The following is a 21,363-nucleotide window of genomic DNA, read 5'->3' as shown; positions in this document are numbered from 1 at the left end:
GCGCGTCAGGGGGCTTTCGGGCGGGTCTATTGGTTCTCGGGCGAGTTGTGAGGTTCTTGGGTGAGTTGAGAGGTTCTTGGGTGGTGGGTGCTGTCGGGTGTCCTTCGCCCCGGTGATGACAGCGGCTTCGTCGCCCCGCGCTGGCGTCCACCGGTGATGCTCCGCCCATCCCCCAAACGGCCGGGCCGGTCTCCAAGGCGGTCTCCAGCCGTTCTAGCTGCGTGGCCTCTAATCGCCTCGCCTGTGTGACGTCCAGCCGTTCCAACTGTGCGTCTTCTAGACGTATCGCCTGCGCAGCCCGGGATGTGCGGCCCGCGCGGCGTTCTGCCTGCCCGGTTGCCCACCCAGCCCTCTCGACACCTTGGCATCGCCTCCGGCCGTGCGCCGGATCTTGTGCCAGGCGTAGACCGGCTTGCGCCAGACACGCAATCGCCCGGCCACCTCGGGCGGCAACCTGCTCGCGGCCGGCAGTCCGGCGGCCGCCAAAAGTTCACGCCTGGCTCGCGCGGCCGGGGCCAGATCACCACCATCCGGATCACGCAGCCCATCGGGAAAACTGCCGAACCACCAGCTCTGCACACAACCACCCCGGGTCCCTCGGCCTTCAACCCCTGCACACAACCACCCCGGATCCCTCGGCTTTCAGCCTGCGGGATGGGTGGGGTGCCGGGTTGAGGGGTGGTCGGGCCGCGGGCTGCGGGTGTCGGCGGGTTAGAGTCGGCGGCGGCGTTGGTCGTGGCTGAAGGGGATGCGGTGCTGGTCGACAGGTATGACACCTTGCTGCTTGACCTGGATGGGGTCGTCTATTTGGGGCCGCATGCCGTGCCCGGGGCGGCGCGGGCGCTGGTGGAGGCCAAGGCGCGGGGCGTGCGGCTGGCGTATGTGACCAACAACGCCTCCCGTACGCCCGCGGCCATCGCCGCTCATCTGCGGGAGCTCGGGGTGCCGGCGGAGCGGGAGGACGTGGTGACCTCGGCCCAGGCGGCGGCCCGGTTGATCGCGGAGCGGTTCGAGCCGGGGGCCGCTGTGCTCGTGGTCGGCGGGACGGGGCTGCGGCTGGCGGTGCGTGACCAGGGACTTCGGGTGGTGAGCACGGCGTTGGACGAGCCGGTGGCCGTGGTGCAGGGGATCGCGCCCGGGCTGTCGTACGGGTTGTTGTCCGAGGGGACGCTGGCGGTCCGGCAGGGGGCGCTGTTCGTGGCCTCCAACGGCGACAGCACCATGCCGACCGGGCGCGGGGAGTTGCCGGGGAACGGCGCGATGGTGCGGGTGATCGCGACCGCGACGGGGGTGGAGCCGGTGTACGCGGGGAAGCCTGCGCCGCCGCTGCACCGGGAGTCGATGTTGCGCACCGGGGCCGAGCGGCCGCTGGTGGTGGGGGATCGGCTCGACACCGACATCGAGGGGGCCAGCAACGCGGGGGTGGACAGCGTGCTCGTCCTCACGGGGGTGGCGACGCCGCTCGACGTGCTCACGGCTGCGCCCGCGCACCGGCCCACGTACGTCGGTGTGGATCTGGGGGTTTTGCACGAGGACTATCCCGAGGTACGGCAGGGCTGGCAGGCCCGCTGGGATGGGGGTGTGCTGCGGTTGGAGGGTGACGGGACCTGGATCGAAGGGCTCCGGACCGCGTGTGAGGCCGCCTGGGCCGCGGCAGGTGACGGGCGGGTGGACGAGGACAGCGTGAAGCCGGTTCTCGACCGGCTCCAGTCCGCCTGATCCCGCTCTCCTGGGCCGGTCCCGGCCCTCGGGCAAGGGTCACCCCTTGGACAGGCCAAGGGGCACGCCTTCGAAGGGATGGGCATATCGACGAGCGTTGCCGGGATGTGGGAAGCAGCCCGAGGAGGAGGTCAGGCGACGCGTTCGCTGGTCTGGCGGCCGAATTGCCAGGCCCCCAAGGCGAGCAGAAGGGCGGAGGCCAGGAGCAGGACTGCCAGCGCCGCCGGGAGGCCGCCGGTCCAGCCGCGGAGCATCAGCAGGCGCATGGCCTCGATCGCGTACGTCAGCGGGTTGACCCGGGCCACCGCCTGCATCCAGCCGGGCATCGCGGTGAGCGGTACGAAGGCGTTGGACATGAACAGCAGCGGCAACGACGCGAACCCGGTCACCGCGAAGAACGTCCCGTGGGAGGGTACGGCGCAGGCCAGCGCCATGGCGGCGGCCGTCATGGCCAGGGTCAGCAGGGCCGAGGCGAGCAGGATGGCCAGGACGCCGGGCAGGCCGGTGGCCGGCCGTACGCCGAGGAAGACGGCGACGAGGAGGATGACGAGGACCTGGGCGGAGTTCATGCCCGTCTGGAAGACGAAGCGGGAGACGATGAGCGAACTGCGCCGGATCGGCATGCTCATCAGCTTGTCCAGGTAGCCGGTCTCCTTGTCGAAGAGCAGGGGCATGGCGGCGGTCACGCCGTTGCCCACGACGGTGAAGGCGATGATGCCGGGTACGGCGAAGGCGATGTAGTCGGGGGTGCCGACGACGGCGGCGTCCATGGCGCCGCCCAGCGCCCCGGCGAAGAAGACCAGCCAGACGGCCGGCTGCAGGACGCTGAAGAGCAGGTTGAGCCGTTCGCGCAGGGTCATGAGCAGCCAGCGGCGCGACAGCGCGAGCACTTCCTGGGCCCACATCACGCCGCCTCCTCGCGTAGCGCGTGGCCGGTGTGGCGCAGGAAGACCTCGTCGAGGCTGCCGGCGCCGAGGCCGGCCTTCAGGGCGGCCGGGGTGCCGGTGACGATCTCGCGGCCGTGGTCGATGATGGTGAGCCGGTCGCACAGGCGGTCGGCCTCGTCCATGTAGTTGGTGGCCAGGAGGACGGTCAGGCCCTCCTGGCACAGGTGGCGGATGTGGTCCCAGACGTGGTGGCGGGACTGCACGTCGAGGCCGAGGGTGGGTTCGTCCAGGATGAGGAGTTCGGGGCGGTGGAGGAGGCCGCAGGCGAGTTCGAGGCGTTTCTGCATGCCGCCGGAGTAGGTCTGGACGAGGCGGTCGGCGTGGGCGGTGAGGCCGACGAGGTCGAGGACTTCGGCGGCGCGCTCCTTCACCCGGGTTCTGGGCACGTGGTACAGCGCGGCTTCGATCTCGGTCTTCTCCCGGCCGGTGAGCATGTAGTGGCCCATCGGGCTGACCTGCTGCTGCACGTAGCCGATGCGCCTGCGCACCTCGCCCGCGGCCCGGACGACGTCGAAGCCGCACACCCGGGCCGTGCCGGAGGTGGGCGGAAGGAGGGTGGACAACATCCGGATCGTGGTGGTCTTTCCGGCACCGTTGGGACCGAGCAGGCCCACGACCTCGCCGGCGCCGGCGCTGAGGGTCAGCTCGTCCACCGCGGTGCTTGCGCCGAAGCGGCGGCTCAGCCGCTCGGCGTCGATGATCATCCCCATGGGAGCACCTCAATTACTTAACGAATGCGTTAAGCATAATCGGGTTCCCGGTCCGGGCGCAGCCCTTCAGAGCAGCTTCCGCAGGCGCAGCAGGTCACCGAAACTGGCGTCCACCTTGACGCGCCCGCCCAGCAGCGCCCTGGCCAGGTCCAGCTCCCCCTCCACAAGCGCCACCAGGTCGTCACTGGAGATCGTCAGCTTGACGTCGGCCGGCTCCGGCGGCTCCTGCTCGGTGAACGGGTCCAGCCCGTCGTGGCTCAACCGGCCGTAGAAGACGACGTCGAGGTCGGCGACCCGGCAGCTGAGCGTGCGCTCGACCACGTGCTTGGCCCGGTCCTCGTCGCTGATCTCGTCGAACTGGGCGACGAGCTTGGCCAGTGCGGCCCGGCACTCCTCCACGCTTGCCATGGGCGCGCTTCCTTTCTCCCGGGTGAACCTCTCCCCGGTGTACTTCTCTCCGTTGACCACGGACCCCTCACGAACTCGGACCGTAGCGTTCCACATGTCTGTGCAACGCATGACACGCCTGCCAAGGTGCCGGGCGCTGACGTGAGGCGTTACGGTCGTGTCATGACTGAGCTTCCGGAGGGGACCGGCGACGAGCGCGTCGACGCCGTCCTCGCGGGCCTGGATCGGCTGCCGGGATCGCCGGTGAGCGACCACGTGGCCGTCTTCGACGACGCCTTCGCCGGGCTGGAGGAGACCCTCACCGCGATGGACGAGCAGTGAGCCGTCGCGTCCGGCTCGACAGCGAGCTCGTACGGCGGGGCCTGGCGCGCTCGCGTGAACAGGCGGCCCAGCTCATCGAGGCCGGCCGGGTCGCCGTGGGCGGTCAGGTGGCGGGCAAGGCGGCGACTCAGGTGGACACGGCCGCGGCCATCGTCGTGGCCGAGTCGGCCGACGGCCCGGACTACGTCTCACGCGGCGCCCACAAGCTGCTCGGCGCCCTGGAGGCGTTCAAGGGCTTGACGGTCGAGGGCCGCCGCTGCCTGGACGCCGGCGCCTCCACGGGCGGCTTCACGGACGTGCTGCTGCGCCACGGCGCCGCGCACGTGCTCGCCGTGGACGTGGGGTACGGCCAGCTGGCCTGGTCGCTGCGGACCGACAAGCGGGTCACGGTCATGGAGCGCGTCAACGTGCGCGACCTGACGCCGGAGATGGTGGGCGAGCCGCCCACGCTGGTGGTGGGCGACCTGTCGTTCATCTCGCTGCGGCTGGTGCTGCCTGCGCTGGCCGCGGTCGCCGCCCCGCGGGCGGACTTCGTCATGCTGGTCAAGCCGCAGTTCGAGGTCGGCAAGGAGCGTGTCGGGGCCGGGGGCGTGGTGCGTGATCCCGCGTTGCGCGCGGACGCGGTCCGCGCGGCCGCGGAGAAGGCTCAGGAGATCGGGCTGGCGGTGCGCGGCGTGACGGCCAGCCCGCTGCCCGGCCCGTCGGGAAATGTCGAGTATCTGCTCTGGCTGGGCAAGGGGGAGGGCGAGCCGCCGGTCGCCGGCCTCGCCGCCGAGATCCAGCGTGCCGTAGAAGAAGGGCCCCAATGAACCGGACCGTTCTGGTCAGCGTGCACACCGGGCGCGACGTCGCCGTCGACAGCGCTCGCCTGGTGGTCAACCGCCTGGTGGACGCCGGCATCACCGTGCGCGTGCTGGAGCAGGAGGCCCTGGAGCTCGGCTGCGCCGGGGTGGACGTGGTGGCGGTCGACCCGGGCGCGGCCAAGGACGCCGAGGTGATGATCGTGCTCGGCGGCGACGGCTCGCTGCTGCGCTCGGCGGAGCTGGCCCGCTCGACCGGCACCCCGCTGTTCGGCGTCAACCTGGGCCACGTGGGCTTCCTGGCCGAGGCCGAGGTGGACGACCTGGCGGCCGCGGTGGACAGCGTGGTCGCCGGCAACTACGACGTCGAGGAGCGCATGACCATCGACGTGCTGGCCCGTCTCAACGGCCAGGTGATCGCCGACACCTGGGCGCTGAACGAGGCGACCGTGGAGAAGCGCGAGCGCATGCTGGAGGTCGTCGCCGAGATCGACGGCCGCCCGCTGTCGCGCTGGGGCTGCGACGGCGTCATCTGCGCCACGCCGACCGGCTCCACGGCCTACGCCTTCTCCGCGGGTGGCCCGGTCGTCTGGCCGGAGGTGGAGGCCATGCTCATGGTGCCGATCAGCGCGCACGCGCTGTTCGCCAAGCCGCTGGTGGTCTCGCCGCGCTCGACGCTGGCGGTGGAGATCCTGCCCGACACTCCGGGCGGCGTGCTCTGGTGTGACGGGCGCCGCCGTTTCGACCTGCCGCCCGGCACCCGGGTGGAGGTCCGCCGCGGCGAGCAGCCCGTACGGCTGGCCCGCCTGCACGGCATCGAGAGCACCGGCGCCCCGTTCACCGACCGGCTGGTGGCCAAGTTCGAACTTCCGGTGCAGGGGTGGCGCGGAAGGGTGCGTCCCTGAGTCAATTGGCTGTGAAGCGCGTAGGATCGCTTGCGCACGTGTGTTCGGACAGTGCTCCGAAGCGGGCGTGATCGTAAACGCAGACAGCGACAGGAGTGGGCGGTGCGACCAAGGGTCGAAGAGGTCCGCATCCAGGGGCTGGGTGTCATCGACGAGGCCGTTCTGGAGCTCTCGCCGGGATTCAACGTGGTCACGGGCGAGACCGGCGCGGGCAAGACGATGGTCGTCACCGGCCTCGGGCTGCTGTTCGGCGGCCGTGCCGATCCCTCCCGCATCCGCCCCGGCGCCGACAGGGCGACGGTGGAGGGCACGCTGGTCATCGAGGCCGCGGGCCGCGTGGCCCAGCAGGTCGAGGACATCGGCGGCGAGGTCGAGGAGGGCGAGCTGATCATCTCGCGCACCGTCTCGGCCGAGGGCCGCTCGCGCGCCTGGCTGGGCGGGCGCACCGTCCCGGTCGGCACGCTCACCTACCTGGCCGACGACCTCGTCGCCGTGCACGGCCAGATGGACCAGCAGCGCCTCCTGCAACCGGCCAGGCAGCGGGCCGCGCTCGACCGCTACGCCGGTGACGATCTGGTCAAGCCGCTGCGCGCGTACTCCCAGGCGTACAAACGACACAAGCAGGTCGCCGCGCTGCTGGAGGAGCTGACCGTGCGGGCGCGCGAGCGCGCCCAGGAGGCCGATCTGCTGCGCTTCAGCCTGGAGGAGATCGAGAAGGCCGACCCGAAGCCGGGCGAGGACGCCGAGCTGCGCGGGGAGGAGGAGCGGCTCTCGCACGCCGACGCGCTGCGCACGGCGGCCACCGGCGCCCACGCGGCGCTGCTGGGCGACCCGATGGAGGCCGACGGCGCCAACGACGTCGTCTCCCTGCTGGGGGAGGCCAGGTCGGCGGTGGAGGCGGTGCGCGAGTTCGACCCGCAGCTCGCCCAGGTGGCCGACCGGCTGGCCGAGGCCGGATACCTCATCTCCGACGTGGCCACGGATCTTGCCGCCTACGCCGAGTCGATCGAGGCCGATCCGGCCAGGCTGGCCATCGTGCAGGAGCGCCGGGCGCTGCTGACCGGCCTGATCCGCAAGTACGCCGAGGACAGCGCGGGCGTGCTGGCCTGGGCGCAGCAGTCGGCCGCGCGCCTGGCCGAGCTCGACGGCGACGACGAGCGCATCGACGAGCTCACCCGCGAGCACGACGAGCTGACCGAGCGCCTCACCGACCTGGCCGCCGAGCTGACCAAGGTGCGCGAGGCCGCCGCGGAGCGCTTCGGCCAGGCGGTCACCGAGGAGCTGACCGCGCTGGCCATGCCGCATGCCCGCGTCGTGGTGCAGCTCACCCAGAGCGCCGAGTTCGGCCCCGAGGGCGTGGACGAGGTGGAGCTGCGGATGGCGGCCCATCCGGCCGCGCCGCCGCTGCCGCTCAACAAGGGCGCCTCGGGCGGCGAGCTGAGCCGCGTCATGCTCGCCATCGAAGTGGTCTTCGCCGGCGCCGACCCGGTGCCCACGTTCGTCTTCGACGAGGTGGACGCGGGGGTGGGCGGCAAGGCGGCGGTGGAGATCGGCCGCCGCCTGGCCAGGCTGGCCCGCACCGCCCAGGTCATCGTCGTCACCCACCTGCCGCAGGTGGCCGCCTTCGCCGACCAGCACCTGGTCGTGGAGAAGGCCGGTGACGGCAGCGTGGTGCGCAGCGGCGTCGTCACGCTGAACCACGAGGGCCGCGTGCGCGAGCTCTCCCGCATGCTGGCCGGACTGGAAGACTCGGAGCTGGGCAGAGCACACGCGGAAGAACTGCTCGGACTGGCCGCTGCCGACTCTGCGTGACAATCCAGACACGCCGCGCAGTGCATGACCCCCGGGCTCTCCGGCTCTGGCAGGATGGTCTTGATGAAGGTACCGGGGAACAAGTTGCCGGGCCTCCGCGGCAGGAAGGTCGGCGACCTTCCCGGCCTCACGGCAGTGGCGAGAATCGACCGGCGTACGAAGAGGCTTACCAAACGCCTGCGTCCGGGGGAAATAGCGATTATCGACCACGTTGACGTGGACCGGGTCAGCGCGGAGGCGCTCGTCGCGTGCGGAGTCGCGGCTGTCGTCAACGTCGCGGCGGGCATCAGCGGGCGTTATCCGAACCTGGGTCCGCAGATCCTGGTCGAGGCCGGGATCCCGTTCGTGGACAACGCCACGCCCGAGTTGTTCGAGCGGGTGGCCGACGGCGAGACGATCCGCCTGTGCGACGGGATCGTCTATGTCGGCGACGAGATGGCCGGCAAGGGCGACGTGGCCACCGAGGAGTCCGTCGAGGCCGCCATGGCCGAGGCCCGCGCCGGACTTTCCGTGCAGATCGAGGCTTTCGCCGTCAACACGATGGAGTACGTTCGTGGTGAGGGCAGGCTTCTCATCGACGGAGTCGGCGTGCCGGAGATCCGTACCCCCATCGAGGGCAGACACGTCCTCATCGTCGTGCGCGGATACCACTACAAAGAGGACATCGCCACGCTGCGGCCGTACATCCGCGAATACCGCCCCGTCCTCATCGGCGTGGACGGCGGCGCCGACGCCCTCCTGGAGGCCGGCTACCTGCCCGACGTCATCGTCGGCGACTTCGACTCCGTCTCCGCCAAGGCCCTCACCTGCGGCGCCGAGCTCGTCGTGCACGCCTACCGCGACGGCCGCGCGCCCGGCCTGGAGCGCGTGCACCAGCTCGGCCGTGAGGCCGTCCTCTTTCCGGCCACCGGCACCAGCGAGGACATCGCCATGCTGCTGGCCGACGACAAGGGCGCCGAGCTCATCGTGGCCGTCGGCACCCACTGGACGCTGGAGGAGTTCCTCGACAAGGGCCGCTCCGGCATGGCCAGCACCTTTCTGACCCGGCTGCGCATCGGCAGCAAGCTCATCGACGCCAAGGGCGTGAGCCGCCTCTACCGCAGCCGCATCTCCACGCCCCAGCTCCTGCTGCTGGTCGGCACCGCGCTCGTCACGATGGGCGTGGCCCTGTTCAGTTCACCCATCGGCAAGACCTGGCTCAACGGCCAGCAAGACCTGTGGAACGCCTTCATCTTCTGGCTGGTCGGACTCTTCTCGTGATCGATTTCCGCTATCACCTCGTCTCCATCGTCGCCATCTTCCTCGCGCTGGCGGTCGGCATCGTCATGGGCACCACGCTCCTGCAGAGCCCGGCCGTCGACTTCGCCAAGAAGACCTCGGACGAGCTGGCCAAGAGCAACGGCGAGCTGCGCGCCGAGAAGGAGGACCTGGCCAGACGCCAGGCCGGCAACGACTCCTTCGTCAAGGAGATGACCCCGGTGCTGTCGAAGGTCGAGGGCGGTCTCGGCGGGCAGAAGGTCCTGCTGGTCGACGCGCCCGGCGTCACCGCCGCCCTGCGCGAGGCCCAGCAGCAGGTGCTGGAGCTGTCCGGGGCGACCGTCATCGGGCGGGTGACGATCAGTGAGAAGTTCCTCACCGCCGACAGCGAGGCCGTCCTCGACGGCCTGGCGCTCCAGCTCAAGCCGACCGATCTCACCTACGCGACCACGGCGACGGTCTACGACAAGGTCGCCCAGCTCCTGGCCGACACGCTGATGACCACCGACCCCGCGCAGACCCTGCCGGCGAGCTCCGAGACCGTGCTGGGCGCCTTCCAGAAGGGCGGATTCCTCAGCGTCGAGGGCAAGCTCACCGAGCCGGCCACCCTCGCGGTGATGTTCGCGCCGGACAAGCCCTTCGAGGGCGAGCGCGCGGAGACGCAGGCCGCGGCGTTCGTCTCGCTCGCCGCCGGTCTCGACATCGGGAGCAGGGGCGCCCTCATCGCCGGCGCCGAGACGGCCGCGGCCCCCGGGGGCGTCATCACCGAGCTGCGCGACTCCGGCGAGATCACCCAGCGCGTCTCCAGCATCGACACGCTCGACATGCCCGCAGGCCGGGTCGTGACCGTCTACGCGCTGCGCGAGCAGCTGGCCGGGCGTGCCGGCCAGTACGGCATCGGCGCCGGAGTGACCGGTTTCCAGCCGCCGGTGCCCAGCCCCACCCCCGTCCCCTCCTCATCTGGGAGTTGAACCATGGCCCGTGCCCTGCTGTGCGCACTCGCCGGAGCCGCGCTCGGCGCCGTCGCCGCCCGCGCCGCCTACTCCGCCTTCACCGCGCGCGTGGCCGAGGCGCCGGAGAAGACGGCCACGCCGTCCGGAGAGGTCGTCGCCACCAGCGGGCTGCGCGCCGCCGCCACCTGGACCCGCACCAACCACCGCGGGGAGCCGATCACGCTGCTCGAAGGGCCCGCGTTCGTAGCGGGCGCGAGCGCCGCCGCCGCGCTGTCGCCCGGCCTGGAGCCCCGGGTACGGCTGGCCGCCCTGCTGGCCGGAGCGGGCAGCGGCGCGCTCGGCGCCTACGACGACCTCTACGGCACCACCTCCTCCAAGGGTTTCAAAGGCCACCTGACCGCGCTGGCCTGCGGTGAGGTGACCAGCGGCGCCGTCAAGATCTTCGGCATCGGCGCCACCGGCCTGGCCGCCGCCGCGCTCGTCTCCCGCGGCCCGCTCGACGTCATCGCCAACGGCGCCACCATCGCCGGGGCCGCCAACCTGGCCAACCTCTTCGACCTGCGGCCGGGCCGGGCCATCAAGGTCGCGCTGCTGACCGGCGGGCCGCTGCTGGCCGCCGCGCTGCTGCGCGGCTCGCCGTCGGGCGCGGCGCTGGCCGCCGTCCCGCTGGGCGCCGCGGCCGCGCTGCTGCCCGACGACCTGGGCGAGCGCGCCATGCTCGGCGACGCCGGCGCCAACGCGCTGGGCGCGCTGCTCGGGCTGGCCGCCGTCACCACGCTGGGCCGCCGGGGACGGCTGGCCGTGCTCGGGACCGTCGCCGTGCTGACGGCCGCCTCGGAGAAGGTCAGCTTCACCAAGGTCATCGCGGGGAACCCGGTGCTCAACCGCCTCGACATGCTCGGCCGCCGACCCGCACCGTGACGGGACGGCTGGCGCGGGGCGTCGCGGGCGGGGCGGTGCTGATCGGCGCGATCACGATCCTCGCGCGCGTCGCCGGATTCGCCAAGCAGTACGCCTTCGCCCAGACCGTCGGGACGACGTGCCTGTCCAGCGCGTACTTCACCGCCAACCAGATCCCGAACATCGTCTTCGAGGTCGTGGCCGGTGGCGCGCTGGCCGGGATGGTGGTCCCCGTGCTGGCCGGCGCCGCCGCCCGCGCCGGCGAACCGCCCCTGGAGGAGCCCGGCTCGCCGGAGGCCGCACGCGGCGCCTCCTCGCTCGCGCCCGGCGCGGACCTGTCCGGCGCCGAAGCCCACGCCTACGTCGGCCGGGTCGCCTCCGCGCTGCTCACCTGGGTGCTCGTGACGCTGGTGCCGCTCGCCGTCGCCGTCGCCGTGCTCGCCGGGCCGATCACCGGGCTCTTCTACGGCGCCGCGGTCAAGGGCTGCGGCCCAGGCGAGGACGTGGTGGCCGCCACCGCGGACATGCTCGTCGTCTTCGCCCCCCAGATCCCCCTGTACGGCGTGGCCGTCGTGTTGTACGGCGTGCTCCAGGCCCACCGGCGCTTCGCGGCGCCCGCGCTGGCGCCGCTGGTGTCCAGCATCGTGGTCATCGTCGCCTACCTGGTGTTCGTCCCGGTCAGCGGCGGCGACAGGCAGGCGGTCAGCCCGCTGACCCCGGGCGAGCTGGTGCTGTCCGCCGGTACCAGCCTGGGCGTGCTCGCGCTCGTCCTCACCGTGGCCGGTCCGGCGCTGCGCCTCGGGCTCCGGTGGCGGCCCTCGCTCCGGTTCCCCGGCGGCGTGGCCGTACAGGTGCGCGGGCTCGCGATGGCCGGGATCGCCGGTCTGCTGGCGCAGCAGGCGGCCATGATCGTGGTGGTACGGCTGGCCAACGAGATCGGGTCGGGGGCCATCGCGGTCTACAACTACGCGTGGGCCATCTACCTCGTGCCTTACGCGGTGCTGGCCGTACCGATCGCGACGAGTGCCTTTCCCGGGCTGTCGGCGCGGGCGGAGAGCGGCGACGCGGCCGGGTTCGCCGAGCTGGCGGCGCGCGGCACGCGGGCGGTGGTGCTGGTGTCCGGGCTGGCGGCCGGGGGGCTGGCGGCGATGTCCGGGCCGGGGGCCGCGGTGTTCCTGCACGGCTCCGGGACCTCGGTCGACGCGGGAGAGCTGGCGAGCACGATCGCGTGGTTCGCGCCCGGGCTGCTGGGCTATGGGCTGATCGCGCAGCTCAGCCGGGTGTTGTACGCCGCGGGCCGCGGGCGGCAGGCGGCGGCCGGGACGGTGGCCGGATGGCTGGTGGTGATGGTGGCGCAGGTCGGGTTCGTGCTGCTGCTGCCGGATGACTGGAAGATCGCGGGGATGGCGCTGGGGATGAGCGCCGGGATGAGCGTGGGCGGGGTGTGGCTGCTGGTGTCCGTGGCCCGGGCGCGAGGCCGGGGCGTGCTGGCCGGGCTGGGCCGGGCGGTGGGCGCCGCGGTCGCGGGCGGGCTGGCGGGGTTCGCGGCCGGGGCGGGCGTGGTGCGGCTGCCGGCCGGGGGCGAGGGCCTTTGGGCGCTGCTCGGGACGACGGCGCTGGGCGGAGTGGCCGCCCTGGCGGTGGGCGCGGCGGTGGCGGTGATCCTGGACCCCCGGGACGCCCGCGCGCTGGTCGGGGTGATCGGGCGCCGCGGGCCATGAGGCGTGCGGGGCAGGACAGGATGCGCCGCGGCGCGGTGTGCGGGTGGAGAGGGGAACGATCGTGCGGGTGGCCTTCGTGCTCGGGACCACGTCCGGTGGGACGGGGCGGCATGTGCTCATGCTGGCCGAAGGGCTGGTGCGGCGCGGGCATCAGGTCGTGGTGGCGGGGCCGCGGGCGGTCGAGGAGGCGTTCGGGTTCGGGGCGGCCGGGGCGCGGTTCGCGGAGGTGGCGGTGGCCGACCGGCCGCATCCGGTGCGCGACCTGGCGGCCGTCGCGGCGATCCGGCGCATCGTCCGGGGCGCCGACGTGGTGCACGCCCACGGGCTGCGGGCCGGGGCGCTGGCCGTGCTGGCCCGGGCCGGGCGCGGGCGCCCGCCGCTCGTGGTGACCCTGCACAACGCGCTGACCACCGGCGGGTTCGTGGGGGCCGTCCACGGGGCGCTGGAGCGGATCGTGGCCCGGGGCGCCGACCGGGTGCTGGTGGTGTCGCCGGACCTGGGCCGGCGGATGACCGGCCTGGGCGCGAAGGACGTGCGCGCGGCCGTGGTGCCCGCGCCGGCGCTCAGGCCGCCGCGGCGCACGCCCGAGCAGGTGCGCGCGGAACTGGGCGCCGGCGACCGGCCGATCGTGCTCACGCTCGCGCGGCTGGCGCAGCAGAAGGGACTGGAGTTCCTGCTCGACGTGGCGGCCGGGGCCTGGGGCGAGCGGGAGCCGCTGTTCGTGGTCGCGGGCGAAGGGCCGCTGCACCGGGAGCTCCAGGAGCGTATCGATCAGGACAAGCTGCCCGTGCGGCTCCTCGGCGGGCGCGACGACGTGCCCGATCTGCTGGCCGCCGCCGACGTGGTGTTCTGGCCGAGCCGCTGGGAGGGCATGCCGCTCAGCCTCAGCGAGGCGCTCATGGCGGGCCGTCCGGTGGTCGCCACCGACGTGGGCGGCATCCCTGACCTGCTGGGCGGCGCCGGGACGCTGGTGCCGTACGGAGACGCGGGCGCCGCACGCTCCGCCGTACGGGCTCTCGTGGACGATCTGGAGCAGGCCGCGCGCCAGGCCGGGGCGGCCGCGGACAGGGGTGCGGAGCTGCCGCGTGAGGGGGATGCAGTTGACGCGGTTTTGGTCGTATACGTCGCAACAAGATCCACGGGATGATTAGGCCGTGCCCAGGCGTTCTCCTATACTGCTTTGGTTAGGGGAGGGGAGTATCCCTTCGCGGCAGCCTCGTCATCACGGTGTAGCCCCGCTCCACGGGGCCCCCGGGGCTGCCGGTCGGCTGTTTACGGCCGGCGGGAGAGACCTCCGGCTGTCAGTCATGCGTGCCGGAGGTAGACAACCGTGACCGTACCCGTGTGGGCCTGGATCGCCGTGATCGGCGGATTGCTCCTGGTAGTCGCCATCGACCTATGGATCGTCGACCGGGGTGAAGCCCGCGAGTTCACCATGCGTCAGGCCACGTTCTGGGTCACCCTCTACATCGCACTCGCCGTCGCCTTCGGCGTGCTGCTGTGGGTGACCGAGGGCGGTGCGAAAGCCGGCGAGTTCTTCGCCGGATACATCACCGAATACAGCCTCAGCGTCGACAACCTGTTCATCTTCTTCATCATCATGAGCAGGTTCGCGGTGCCGAAGGAGTTCCAGCACAAGGTGCTGCTCGTCGGCATCCTCATGGCGCTGGTCATGCGGGGCATCTTCATCGCCCTCGGCTCGGCCGCCCTCGCCAACTTCAGCTGGCTCTTCTACGTCTTCGGCGCCTTCCTCGTCTACACCGCGATCAACATCGTCCGCCAGCACGTCAAGGGCGAGGACGACGACTACCAGGAGAACGCGGTGCTGCGCTGGGTGCGCCGGGCCTTCCCGACCACCCCGGACTACGTCGGCGCCAAGGTCCTGGTGCGCGTGAACGGCAAGCGCATGGTCACCCCCATGCTCATCGTGATGGTCGCCATCGGCAGCACCGACCTGCTGTTCGCCCTCGACTCGATCCCCGCCATCTTCGGCCTCACGACCGACGCCTTCATCGTCTTCACCGCCAACGCCTTCGCTCTGATGGGCCTGCGGCAGCTGTACTTCCTCCTGGGCGGCCTGCTGCAGCGCCTGGTCTACATCAGCTACGGACTGGCGTTCATCCTCGCCTTCATCGGGGTTAAGCTGGTCTTGGAGGCCCTGCACGCCAGCGGGTTCTCGTGGGCTCCTGAGGTGCCCATCTCAGTGTCCCTGTCGGTCATCGGGGCCACCATGGTCATCACCACCGTGGCGAGCCTGCTCAAGTCCCGCAGCGACGCGCGCAAGGGTGTGGAAACCAGCCAGAGCGGGGCTAGCTAAAAACGGTTCCAGGCGCTTTGCTGGTTTGGTTGCGTCGTGTCATAGTTGCGAGTTCTGTAACATCACGGCAAAGCGCCGGTACCGTCACCACTCAAAGGTTGTCCGTGTCAGACGATTCTGCTAAGACCGCCCGCGTGCGCCTCGCACGCGGGGTGTCCCCGTGGCTCCTCCCGACCGTGGCGGCCGCCGCCGCGACCTCGCTGCTCACGCGCAAGGACAAGCGATGGGCGCTGGCGGCCGTGCCGCTGGCCGCGCTCACCGGCGGGATGCTCTGGTTCTTCCGCGACCCTGACCGGGCACCCGGTCAAGGCCGCCTCCTGTCGCCCGCCGACGGCGTGGTGCAGAGCATCGACCCCTGGCCCGACGGCCGCACCCGAGTGGCGATCTTCATGAGCCCGCTGAACGTGCACGTCAACCGCGCACCTCTTGCGGGAACCGTCACCTCCGTGCAGCATGTGGCGGGTGGGTTCCTGCCGGCTTTCAACAAGGACAGCGACCAGAACGAACGCGTGGTGTGGCATTTCGCGACCACGCTCGGCGACATCGAGATGGTGCAGATCGCGGGCGCGGTGGCGCGCAGGATCGTGCCGTACCTGAGCGCGGGGGCCAAGGTCACGCAGGCCGAGCGGGTCGGCCTGATCCGGTTCGGCTCGCGCGTCGACCTCTACCTTCCCGAAGGCATCACGCCCGCGGTCGCCGTGGGCGAGAAGACGGTTGCGGGGGTGACCCGAATTGACCACGGCTGACGCAGGCAGCAGGTGGCAGGCCGACGAGGACGAGCCCAACGGGCCCGTCGGCAAGGCCTTCCGCCTGTCCGCCGCCGACTCCCTCTCGCTCGGCAACGCCCTGTGCGGCTTCCTGGCCGTGTGCGTGCTCGCCACCTCGGCGGTCACCTCCCTGCAGGCGGACGGAAGGCTCGTCATCCAGCCGGGCTTCTTCGCCACCGCCGTGGTGCTGCTGCTCATCGGCGCCACCTGTGACCTGTTCGACGGCATGGTGGCCAGGCGCTTCCGCGCCTCGGCGATGGGCGCCGAGCTCGACAACCTCGCCGACGTGATCAGCTTCGGCTTCGCGCCCGCCTTCATGGTGGTCATCTGGGGCGGGTTCAATGGATCGGTCCCGATGTGGTGGGTGCTGGCCGCCGCCGCCTCCGTGCTCATCGCCGGTGTCGTACGGCTGGCCCGCTTCGCCTGCGTCAAGACCAAGAGCGGCGACTTCATGGGCCTGCCCATCCCCATGGGGTGCATGACGGTCATCTCGATCGTCATGTTGTTCGAGCCCAACATCTGGTCGTTGCTGGCCGTGCTCGGCGTGTCCTGGCTGATGGTCAGCCGGGTCGAGTACCCCAAGCCCAAGGGCCAGCTCGCCGCGGTCGTCCTCGGCTGGATCATGGTGAACGTCGCCTTCCTGACGTTCTGGGTGGCCTTCCCGCAGGGCGGCGACCTGCCGATCAAGATCGGCGCCAGCATGCAGATCGCGCTCGTGGCGGCCATCCCCCTAAGGATGCTCTTCTACAAGCGCGAGCAGCGCAAGGAAGCGCACCGCGTCGACAATTGAGGACTCCCCAGCGCGCGGGTTTTCGGCTTACATGAAGGCATGCGCGAGCACACGCGGACGTACTACCTGGGCCGGCTGTCGGATGCGCTGGAGGTCTGGGGCCTGGACGTGAGGCTCCGGCCCGAGCTGCCGGCGTTGCGCGTCAGCGATCCGGAGACGGCGCTGCTGTCGGAGACCGTCGACTGCGTGCCCCTGCAGGGCGGCTGGTTCTACCGCTGGTCCTGGGGCGAGACGCTGGGGCGGGCCGACGACCCGGTGAGCGCGGCCCAGCGCATCGCGACCGTCTTCCGCCCCTGCTAGAGCCCCCAGGGAACCCCGGGGGCTCTCGAGAGCCTGCTACCAGCCGCGCGCCTTCCACTCCGGCAGCGCCGGCCGTTCCGCGCCGAGCGTGGAGTCCTTGCCGTGCCCGGGGTAGAACCAGGTCTCGTCCGGCAGCCGGTCGAAGAGCCGCTCGGACACGTCGGTGAAGAGCTGGGTGAAGCGCTCGGGGTCCTTCCACGTGTTGCCGACGCCGCCGGGGAACAACGAGTCGCCGGTGAACAGGTGCGGCCGGTCGCCGCCGCCGTCGAACAGCAGGGCGATCGAGCCGGGCGTGTGGCCGCGCAGGTGGATGACCTCCAGGCTGACCTCGCCGAAGGTGATCGTGTCGCCGTGCCGGACCAGGCGGTCGGGCTGGACGGGCAGTTCGGGGGCGTCCAGCGGGTGCGCGACCGTCTGCGCGCCGGTGACCTTGACGACCTGCGCCAGCGCCTGCCAGTGGTCGCCGTGCTGGTGGGTGGTGACGACGGTGCCGAGCCGGTCGTTGCCGATCAACGCCAGCAGGCGGTCGGGCTCGGCGGCCGCGTCGATGAGCAGCCCTTCCCCGGTGGCCGCGCAGCGCAGCAGGTAGGCGTTGTTGTCGAAGGGACCCACGGCGAGCTTGGCGATGCTCAGCGCGGGCAGTTCCCTGACATCGGCGGGACCGCCGACAGTGACGTCGCCGGTGTAGGTCATGGGGTCTCCTCGGGCCGGATCACGGATAGTCCTCGGGTGGCGCCGCGGGCAGGCCGGGCGGAGCCGGCCGGATCAGCCAGGGCGGCGGCGCGGGCACGGCATGCCCGTGCCGCACCACCTTAATCCCCTCGCCCCGGGAGCGACCGGTCAGCCAGGCCAGCACGTCCACCGGCCGTCCCGCCACCCCGGGCCCTTCGCCGAGGCCGGTCCAGGTGGTCTCGGGCTCGCCGAGCAGGGTGACCTCGCCGACCGTGCTCTCCTCGTACGGCCAGGCGGCCCGGCAGTCGTGCAGCTCGCGGCGGACGAACGCGGCAGGCCAGTCGGCGGGGCCGTACCCGGCGCCCAGATCGGCGTGGTGCACCTCCAGCTCGCGCACGCGCCGGACCAGCACGTACCACGCCGGGTGCTCGGGCGGGCGCAGGGCGCGCACCATCGCCTGCCAGGACGGCTCCGGCTGCTCGCGGATGGCGCGGGCCAGCCGTACCGCGCCGTCCTCGAGGTCGGCGAGGTGCTCATGGGGCGTACGGCGGGCGCCTTCCTCGATGCCGGCGTCCCGGGCGGCGAGGGAGGGGTACTGCGGCGACTCCACCCCCGTCCTGGCCCAGGCGAGGAGGTTGAGCAGGCCGTCGGCGTTGCGGGCGAGGTGGGCCAGGACGTGGCCGCGGGTCCAGCCGGGCAGGTGTGAGGGGGCGGCCAGGCCGGCGGCCGACAATCCGGCGGCCGTGGCCAGGAGGCGGTTGGTGGCGGCCGTGATCTCTGCGTGGAGCGCGGTGATGACCGTCATGCCACCCATTCCAGCAGGCGGCGGCCGGAGGGCATAAAGCCGCAGGTCGGGCGGTTAGCTGGGAAAGAGTCCCTGCCCATGCGGCGGGAGGCCGTAGTCTGGACGGGACGGATTTCCGGCGGCCCGGGGTACGGCCGCCGAAATTGTCGGAGCCCCCATCTACTATCCCCGTGGACCTATCCGTTTATCGACTTACGGGATCGCCGTGGCTGACCGCCTGATCGTGCGCGGAGCACGAGAGCACAACCTCAAAGACGTCTCGCTGGACCTGCCACGAGACTCGCTGATCGTTTTCACCGGCCTGTCCGGCTCGGGAAAGTCCAGCCTGGCCTTCGACACGATCTTCGCTGAGGGGCAGCGGCGCTATGTCGAGTCCCTGTCGGCCTATGCCCGTCAGTTCCTCGGGCAGATGGACAAGCCCGACGTCGACTTCATCGAGGGCCTGTCGCCGGCGGTGTCAATCGATCAGAAGGCGACCAGCAAGAACCCGCGCTCCACGGTCGGCACGATCACGGAGGTCTACGACTACCTGCGGCTGCTGTGGGCGCGCATCGGCAAGCCCCACTGCCCGGTGTGCGCGCGGCCGATCGCCAGGCAGATGCCACAGCAGATCGTCGACCGGGTGATGGACCTTGACGAGGGCACCAGGTTCCAGGTGCTCGCGCCGGTCATCCGGGGCCGCAAGGGCGAATACGCCGAGCTCTTCCGCGAGCTGCAGACCAAGGGCTTCGCCCGCGCCCGGGTGGACGGCACCGTCGTCCGGCTGGAAGAGCCGCCGACGCTGAAGAAGTACGAGAAGCACGACATCGAGGTCATCGTCGACCGGCTGTCGGTCAAGGACTCGGCACGGCGGCGGCTGACCGACTCGGTGGAGACGGCGCTGCAGCTGTCGGGCGGCACGATCACGCTGGAGTTCGTCGACCTGCCGGAGGACGATCCGGGCCGCGAGCGCTTCTACTCCGAGCACCTCTACTGCCCCTACGACGACCTGTCGTTCGAGGAGCTGGAGCCGCGCTCGTTCTCCTTCAACTCGCCCTTCGGCGCCTGTCCCGAGTGCACCGGCCTGGGCACCAAGATGGAGGTCGATCCCGACCTGGTGGTGCCCGACCCGGAGAAGACGCTGCGCGAGGGCGCGCTGCATCCGTGGTCAGGCGGGCACACCAGCGAGTACTTCATCCGGCTGATCGAGGCGCTCGGCCACGCCATGGGCTTCACCCTCGACACCGCGTGGGAGAAGCTGCCGAAGAAGGCGCAGAAGTCGCTGCTGTTCGGGCACGAGGAGCAGGTCCACGTCCGCTACAGCAACCGTTACGGCAGGCAGCGCTCCTACTACACCGCCTACGAGGGCGTGATCTCGTGGGTGCAGCGCCGCCACCTCGAGGCCGAGAGCGACGCCATGCGCGAGCGCTTCGAGGGCTACATGCGGGAGATCCCGTGCCCGGCCTGCAAGGGCGCCCGGCTCAAGCCGGTCACGCTGGCCGTGACCGTGGCCGAGAAGTCGATCGCCGAGGTCGCGGCGATGTCGATCGGCGAGTGCGCCAAGTTCCTGGCCGGGCTGAAGCTGTCCGACCGCGACATGCAGATCGCCGAGCGGGTGGTCAAGGAGATCAACGCCCGGATGGGCTTCCTGCTCGACGTCGGCCTCGACTACCTGACGATGGACCGCGCCGCCGCCACCCTGGCCGGCGGCGAGGCCCAGCGCATCCGGCTGGCCACGCAGATCGGCTCCGGCCTGGTGGGCGTGCTCTACGTCCTCGACGAACCCTCGATCGGGCTGCACCAGCGCGACAACATGCGCCTGCTGGAGACGCTGATCCGGCTGCGCGACATGGGCAACACCCTGATCGTGGTCGAGCACGACGAGGACACCATCGCCGCCGCCGACTGGGTCGTGGACATCGGCCCCGGCGCCGGTGAGCACGGCGGCCAGGTGGTCGTCTCCGGCACGGTCCAGGACCTGCTGGCCAGCGAGGAGTCGATGACCGGCGCCTACCTGTCCGGCCGCCGGAGCATCGCCGTACCCGCCAAGCGCCGCAAGCGCGACAAGAAGCGGCAGATCACCGTGAAGGGTGCGCGTGAGCACAATCTCAAGGGCGTTGACATCGACTTCCCGCTGGGCATGTTCACCGCGGTCACCGGCGTCTCGGGATCGGGCAAGTCGACGCTGGTCAACGACATCCTCTACACGGCGCTGGCCAAGGAGCTCAACGGCGCCCGCGCGGTGCCCGGCCGCCATTCGCGCATCGTCGGCATGGACCTCGTGGACAAGGTGGTCCACGTCGACCAGTCGCCGATCGGGCGCACGCCGCGCTCCAACCCGGCCACCTACACCGGCGTCTTCGACCACGTCCGCAAGCTGTTCGCGGCGACCACCGAGGCGAAGGTGCGCGGCTACCAGCCGGGGCGGTTCAGCTTCAACGTCAAGGGCGGGCGCTGCGAGGCGTGCGCGGGCGACGGCACCATCAAGATCGAGATGAACTTCCTGCCGGACGTCTACGTCCCCTGCGAGGTCTGCCACGGCGCCCGCTACAACCGGGAGACGCTGGAGGTCCACTACAAGGGCAAGACGATCTCCGAGGTGCTGGACATGCCGATCGAGGAGGCCCTCGGCTTCTTCGACGCGATCCCGGCGATCAAGCGCCACCTGCAGACGCTCAACGACGTCGGCCTCGGCTACGTGCGGCTGGGCCAGCCGGCGACCACGCTGTCGGGTGGCGAGGCGCAGCGGGTCAAGCTCGCCTCCGAACTGCAGCGCCGCCAGACCGGGCGGACGATCTACGTGCTCGACGAGCCGACGACCGGCCTGCACTTCGAGGACATCCGCCGCCTGCTGGGCGTGCTCGGGCGGCTGGTCGACGGCGGCAACACGGTGATCGTCATCGAGCACAACCTGGACGTCATCAAGACGGCCGACCATGTGATCGACATGGGTCCCGAGGGCGGTTCCCGGGGCGGCACGCTCGTGGCGGCCGGGACGCCCGAGGAGGTGGCCGCGGCGGAGGAGAGCCACACGGGCCGCTTCCTCCGCAAGATCCTCGGCGTCTGACGCGTCGCGGGTCCTCTGGCAGAGCCCTCCGCGCGGCCGGCACGAGCCGCACGGAGGGTCCTTTCGTACGGCCCGGCCCCGGGAACGGCGTGAGCAGGCAAGCGGCGGGTTCCGGGGGCGCGTGGGTCAGAGCGCGGCGGGTTCCGGGGGCGTGTGGGCCAGAGTGCGGCGGGTTCCGGGGTGCGGCGGCGGGAGGCGGTGTATTCCGGCCAC

21 protein-coding genes are annotated in these 21,363 nt (G+C 71.5%); 15 read left to right on the top strand and 6 right to left on the bottom strand.

All coding sequences use genetic code 11. From position 1 onward, the window contains the following. Positions 1-276 precede the first annotated feature (276 nt). Complete coding sequence (locus FVE25_RS15890) at positions 277-579, bottom strand: hypothetical protein (protein WP_157247654.1); 303 nt, start codon at positions 577-579, stop codon at positions 277-279. A 174-nt stretch (positions 580-753) separates the two neighbouring features. Between FVE25_RS15890 and FVE25_RS15885 the strand changes: the two genes are divergently transcribed. Further along, on the top strand, positions 754-1,719 hold the full coding sequence (locus FVE25_RS15885) for an HAD-IIA family hydrolase (RefSeq protein ID WP_157247653.1): 966 nt from the start codon (positions 754-756) through the stop codon (positions 1,717-1,719). A 131-nt stretch (positions 1,720-1,850) separates the two neighbouring features. Here FVE25_RS15885 and FVE25_RS15880 read toward each other — a convergent pair whose 3' ends face one another. The 3 genes from FVE25_RS15880 to FVE25_RS15870 form a co-directional block, all read right to left on the bottom strand. Beyond that, positions 1,851-2,624, bottom strand: coding sequence for an ABC transporter permease (locus FVE25_RS15880; protein ID WP_157247652.1), 774 nt, complete (start codon positions 2,622-2,624; stop codon positions 1,851-1,853). Further along, the gene (locus FVE25_RS15875) at positions 2,624-3,376 is read right to left on the bottom strand and encodes an ABC transporter ATP-binding protein (RefSeq protein WP_157247651.1); all 753 of its coding nucleotides are present in this window, start codon (positions 3,374-3,376) and stop codon (positions 2,624-2,626) included. The genes FVE25_RS15880 and FVE25_RS15875 overlap by 1 nt, the downstream gene beginning before the upstream one ends. Before the next feature lie 66 nt (positions 3,377-3,442). Next, positions 3,443-3,784, bottom strand: a complete 342-nt coding sequence (locus tag FVE25_RS15870) for an SCP2 sterol-binding domain-containing protein (protein WP_157247650.1) — start codon at positions 3,782-3,784, stop codon at positions 3,443-3,445. Between the two features lie 162 nt (positions 3,785-3,946). Between FVE25_RS15870 and FVE25_RS53845 the strand changes: the two genes are divergently transcribed. The 13 genes from FVE25_RS53845 (at position 3,947) to FVE25_RS15810 (ending at position 16,627) form a co-directional block, all read left to right on the top strand. After that, positions 3,947-4,105, top strand: a complete 159-nt coding sequence (locus FVE25_RS53845; RefSeq protein WP_181019601.1) for a hypothetical protein — start codon at positions 3,947-3,949, stop codon at positions 4,103-4,105. Beyond that, on the top strand, positions 4,102-4,914 hold the full coding sequence (locus FVE25_RS15865; RefSeq protein WP_157247649.1) for a TlyA family RNA methyltransferase: 813 nt from the start codon (positions 4,102-4,104) through the stop codon (positions 4,912-4,914). Before FVE25_RS53845 ends, FVE25_RS15865 begins: the two co-directional genes overlap by 4 nt. After that, positions 4,911-5,810, top strand: coding sequence for an NAD kinase (locus FVE25_RS15860; RefSeq protein ID WP_157247648.1), 900 nt, complete (start codon positions 4,911-4,913; stop codon positions 5,808-5,810). Before FVE25_RS15865 ends, FVE25_RS15860 begins: the two co-directional genes overlap by 4 nt. A 102-nt stretch (positions 5,811-5,912) precedes the next feature. Beyond that, positions 5,913-7,622 carry a DNA repair protein RecN gene (recN, locus tag FVE25_RS15855; RefSeq protein ID WP_157247647.1) on the top strand — a complete coding sequence of 570 codons (1,710 nt, stop codon included), beginning with the start codon at positions 5,913-5,915 and terminating at the stop codon, positions 7,620-7,622. A gap of 63 nt (positions 7,623-7,685) precedes the next feature. Beyond that, positions 7,686-8,882 carry a putative cytokinetic ring protein SteA gene (gene steA / locus FVE25_RS15850; RefSeq protein WP_157247646.1) on the top strand — a complete coding sequence of 399 codons (1,197 nt, stop codon included), beginning with the start codon at positions 7,686-7,688 and terminating at the stop codon, positions 8,880-8,882. Continuing rightward, positions 8,879-9,850: a copper transporter gene (locus FVE25_RS15845; RefSeq protein ID WP_157247645.1), complete on the top strand. Its 972-nt coding sequence runs from the start codon at positions 8,879-8,881 to the stop codon at positions 9,848-9,850. The genes steA and FVE25_RS15845 overlap by 4 nt, the downstream gene beginning before the upstream one ends. 3 nt (positions 9,851-9,853) lie before the next feature. Then, on the top strand, positions 9,854-10,753 hold the full coding sequence (locus FVE25_RS15840) for a hypothetical protein (RefSeq protein ID WP_157247644.1): 900 nt from the start codon (positions 9,854-9,856) through the stop codon (positions 10,751-10,753). Next, a complete protein-coding gene (gene murJ, locus FVE25_RS15835) occupies positions 10,750-12,453 on the top strand; it encodes a murein biosynthesis integral membrane protein MurJ (protein WP_157247643.1) in 1,704 nt (567 codons plus the stop codon). The genes FVE25_RS15840 and murJ overlap by 4 nt, the downstream gene beginning before the upstream one ends. A 43-nt stretch (positions 12,454-12,496) precedes the next feature. Further along, positions 12,497-13,600 carry a glycosyltransferase family 4 protein gene (locus FVE25_RS15830; protein WP_343046141.1) on the top strand — a complete coding sequence of 368 codons (1,104 nt, stop codon included), beginning with the start codon at positions 12,497-12,499 and terminating at the stop codon, positions 13,598-13,600. Between the two features lie 183 nt (positions 13,601-13,783). Beyond that, a complete protein-coding gene (locus tag FVE25_RS15825; protein ID WP_157247642.1) occupies positions 13,784-14,770 on the top strand; it encodes a TerC family protein in 987 nt (328 codons plus the stop codon). A gap of 104 nt (positions 14,771-14,874) precedes the next feature. After that, positions 14,875-15,516, top strand: coding sequence for a phosphatidylserine decarboxylase (locus FVE25_RS15820; protein ID WP_181019600.1), 642 nt, complete (start codon positions 14,875-14,877; stop codon positions 15,514-15,516). After that, positions 15,503-16,327, top strand: a complete 825-nt coding sequence (pssA, locus tag FVE25_RS15815) for a CDP-diacylglycerol--serine O-phosphatidyltransferase (RefSeq protein WP_157247640.1) — start codon at positions 15,503-15,505, stop codon at positions 16,325-16,327. Before FVE25_RS15820 ends, pssA begins: the two co-directional genes overlap by 14 nt. A gap of 39 nt (positions 16,328-16,366) precedes the next feature. Beyond that, positions 16,367-16,627: a hypothetical protein gene (locus tag FVE25_RS15810; protein ID WP_157247639.1), complete on the top strand. Its 261-nt coding sequence runs from the start codon at positions 16,367-16,369 to the stop codon at positions 16,625-16,627. A gap of 36 nt (positions 16,628-16,663) precedes the next feature. Here FVE25_RS15810 and FVE25_RS15805 read toward each other — a convergent pair whose 3' ends face one another. Together FVE25_RS15805 and FVE25_RS15800 are read right to left on the bottom strand one after the other, a co-directional pair. Beyond that, positions 16,664-17,320 carry an MBL fold metallo-hydrolase gene (locus FVE25_RS15805; RefSeq protein WP_157247638.1) on the bottom strand — a complete coding sequence of 219 codons (657 nt, stop codon included), beginning with the start codon at positions 17,318-17,320 and terminating at the stop codon, positions 16,664-16,666. A 19-nt stretch (positions 17,321-17,339) separates the two neighbouring features. Next, on the bottom strand, positions 17,340-18,104 hold the full coding sequence (locus FVE25_RS15800) for a maleylpyruvate isomerase family mycothiol-dependent enzyme (RefSeq protein ID WP_157247637.1): 765 nt from the start codon (positions 18,102-18,104) through the stop codon (positions 17,340-17,342). A gap of 205 nt (positions 18,105-18,309) precedes the next feature. Here FVE25_RS15800 and uvrA point away from each other — a divergent pair, with 205 nt between their 5' ends. Next, a complete protein-coding gene (uvrA, locus tag FVE25_RS15795) occupies positions 18,310-21,150 on the top strand; it encodes an excinuclease ABC subunit UvrA (protein ID WP_157247636.1) in 2,841 nt (946 codons plus the stop codon). The last annotated feature ends 213 nt before the right edge of the window (positions 21,151-21,363 follow it).

It is taken from the genome of Nonomuraea typhae (assembly GCF_009760925.1).
Taxonomy (GTDB): domain Bacteria; phylum Actinomycetota; class Actinomycetes; order Streptosporangiales; family Streptosporangiaceae; genus Nonomuraea; species Nonomuraea typhae.
The sequence above is the reverse complement of the archived record's forward strand: the minus strand, read 5'-3'. Positions and strand labels throughout refer to the sequence as shown.

Bases quoted from the DNA above. Each gene is read 5' to 3' on its own strand.
- FVE25_RS15880 (WP_157247652.1), bottom strand. From the start codon at position 2,624: ATGTGGGCCCAGGAAGTGCTCGCGCTGTCGCGCCGCTGGCTGCTCATG.
- FVE25_RS15875 (WP_157247651.1), bottom strand. From the start codon at position 3,376: ATGGGGATGATCATCGACGCCGAGCGGCTGAGCCGCCGCTTCGGCGCA.
- FVE25_RS15870 (WP_157247650.1), bottom strand. From the start codon at position 3,784: ATGGCAAGCGTGGAGGAGTGCCGGGCCGCACTGGCCAAGCTCGTCGCC.
- FVE25_RS53845 (WP_181019601.1), top strand. From the start codon at position 3,947: ATGACTGAGCTTCCGGAGGGGACCGGCGACGAGCGCGTCGACGCCGTC.
- FVE25_RS15860 (WP_157247648.1), top strand. From the start codon at position 4,911: ATGAACCGGACCGTTCTGGTCAGCGTGCACACCGGGCGCGACGTCGCC.
- steA (WP_157247646.1), top strand. From the start codon at position 7,686: ATGAAGGTACCGGGGAACAAGTTGCCGGGCCTCCGCGGCAGGAAGGTC.
- FVE25_RS15840 (WP_157247644.1), top strand. From the start codon at position 9,854: ATGGCCCGTGCCCTGCTGTGCGCACTCGCCGGAGCCGCGCTCGGCGCC.
- FVE25_RS15810 (WP_157247639.1), top strand. From the start codon at position 16,367: ATGCGCGAGCACACGCGGACGTACTACCTGGGCCGGCTGTCGGATGCG.
- FVE25_RS15805 (WP_157247638.1), bottom strand. From the start codon at position 17,320: ATGACCTACACCGGCGACGTCACTGTCGGCGGTCCCGCCGATGTCAGG.
- FVE25_RS15800 (WP_157247637.1), bottom strand. From the start codon at position 18,104: ATGACGGTCATCACCGCGCTCCACGCAGAGATCACGGCCGCCACCAAC.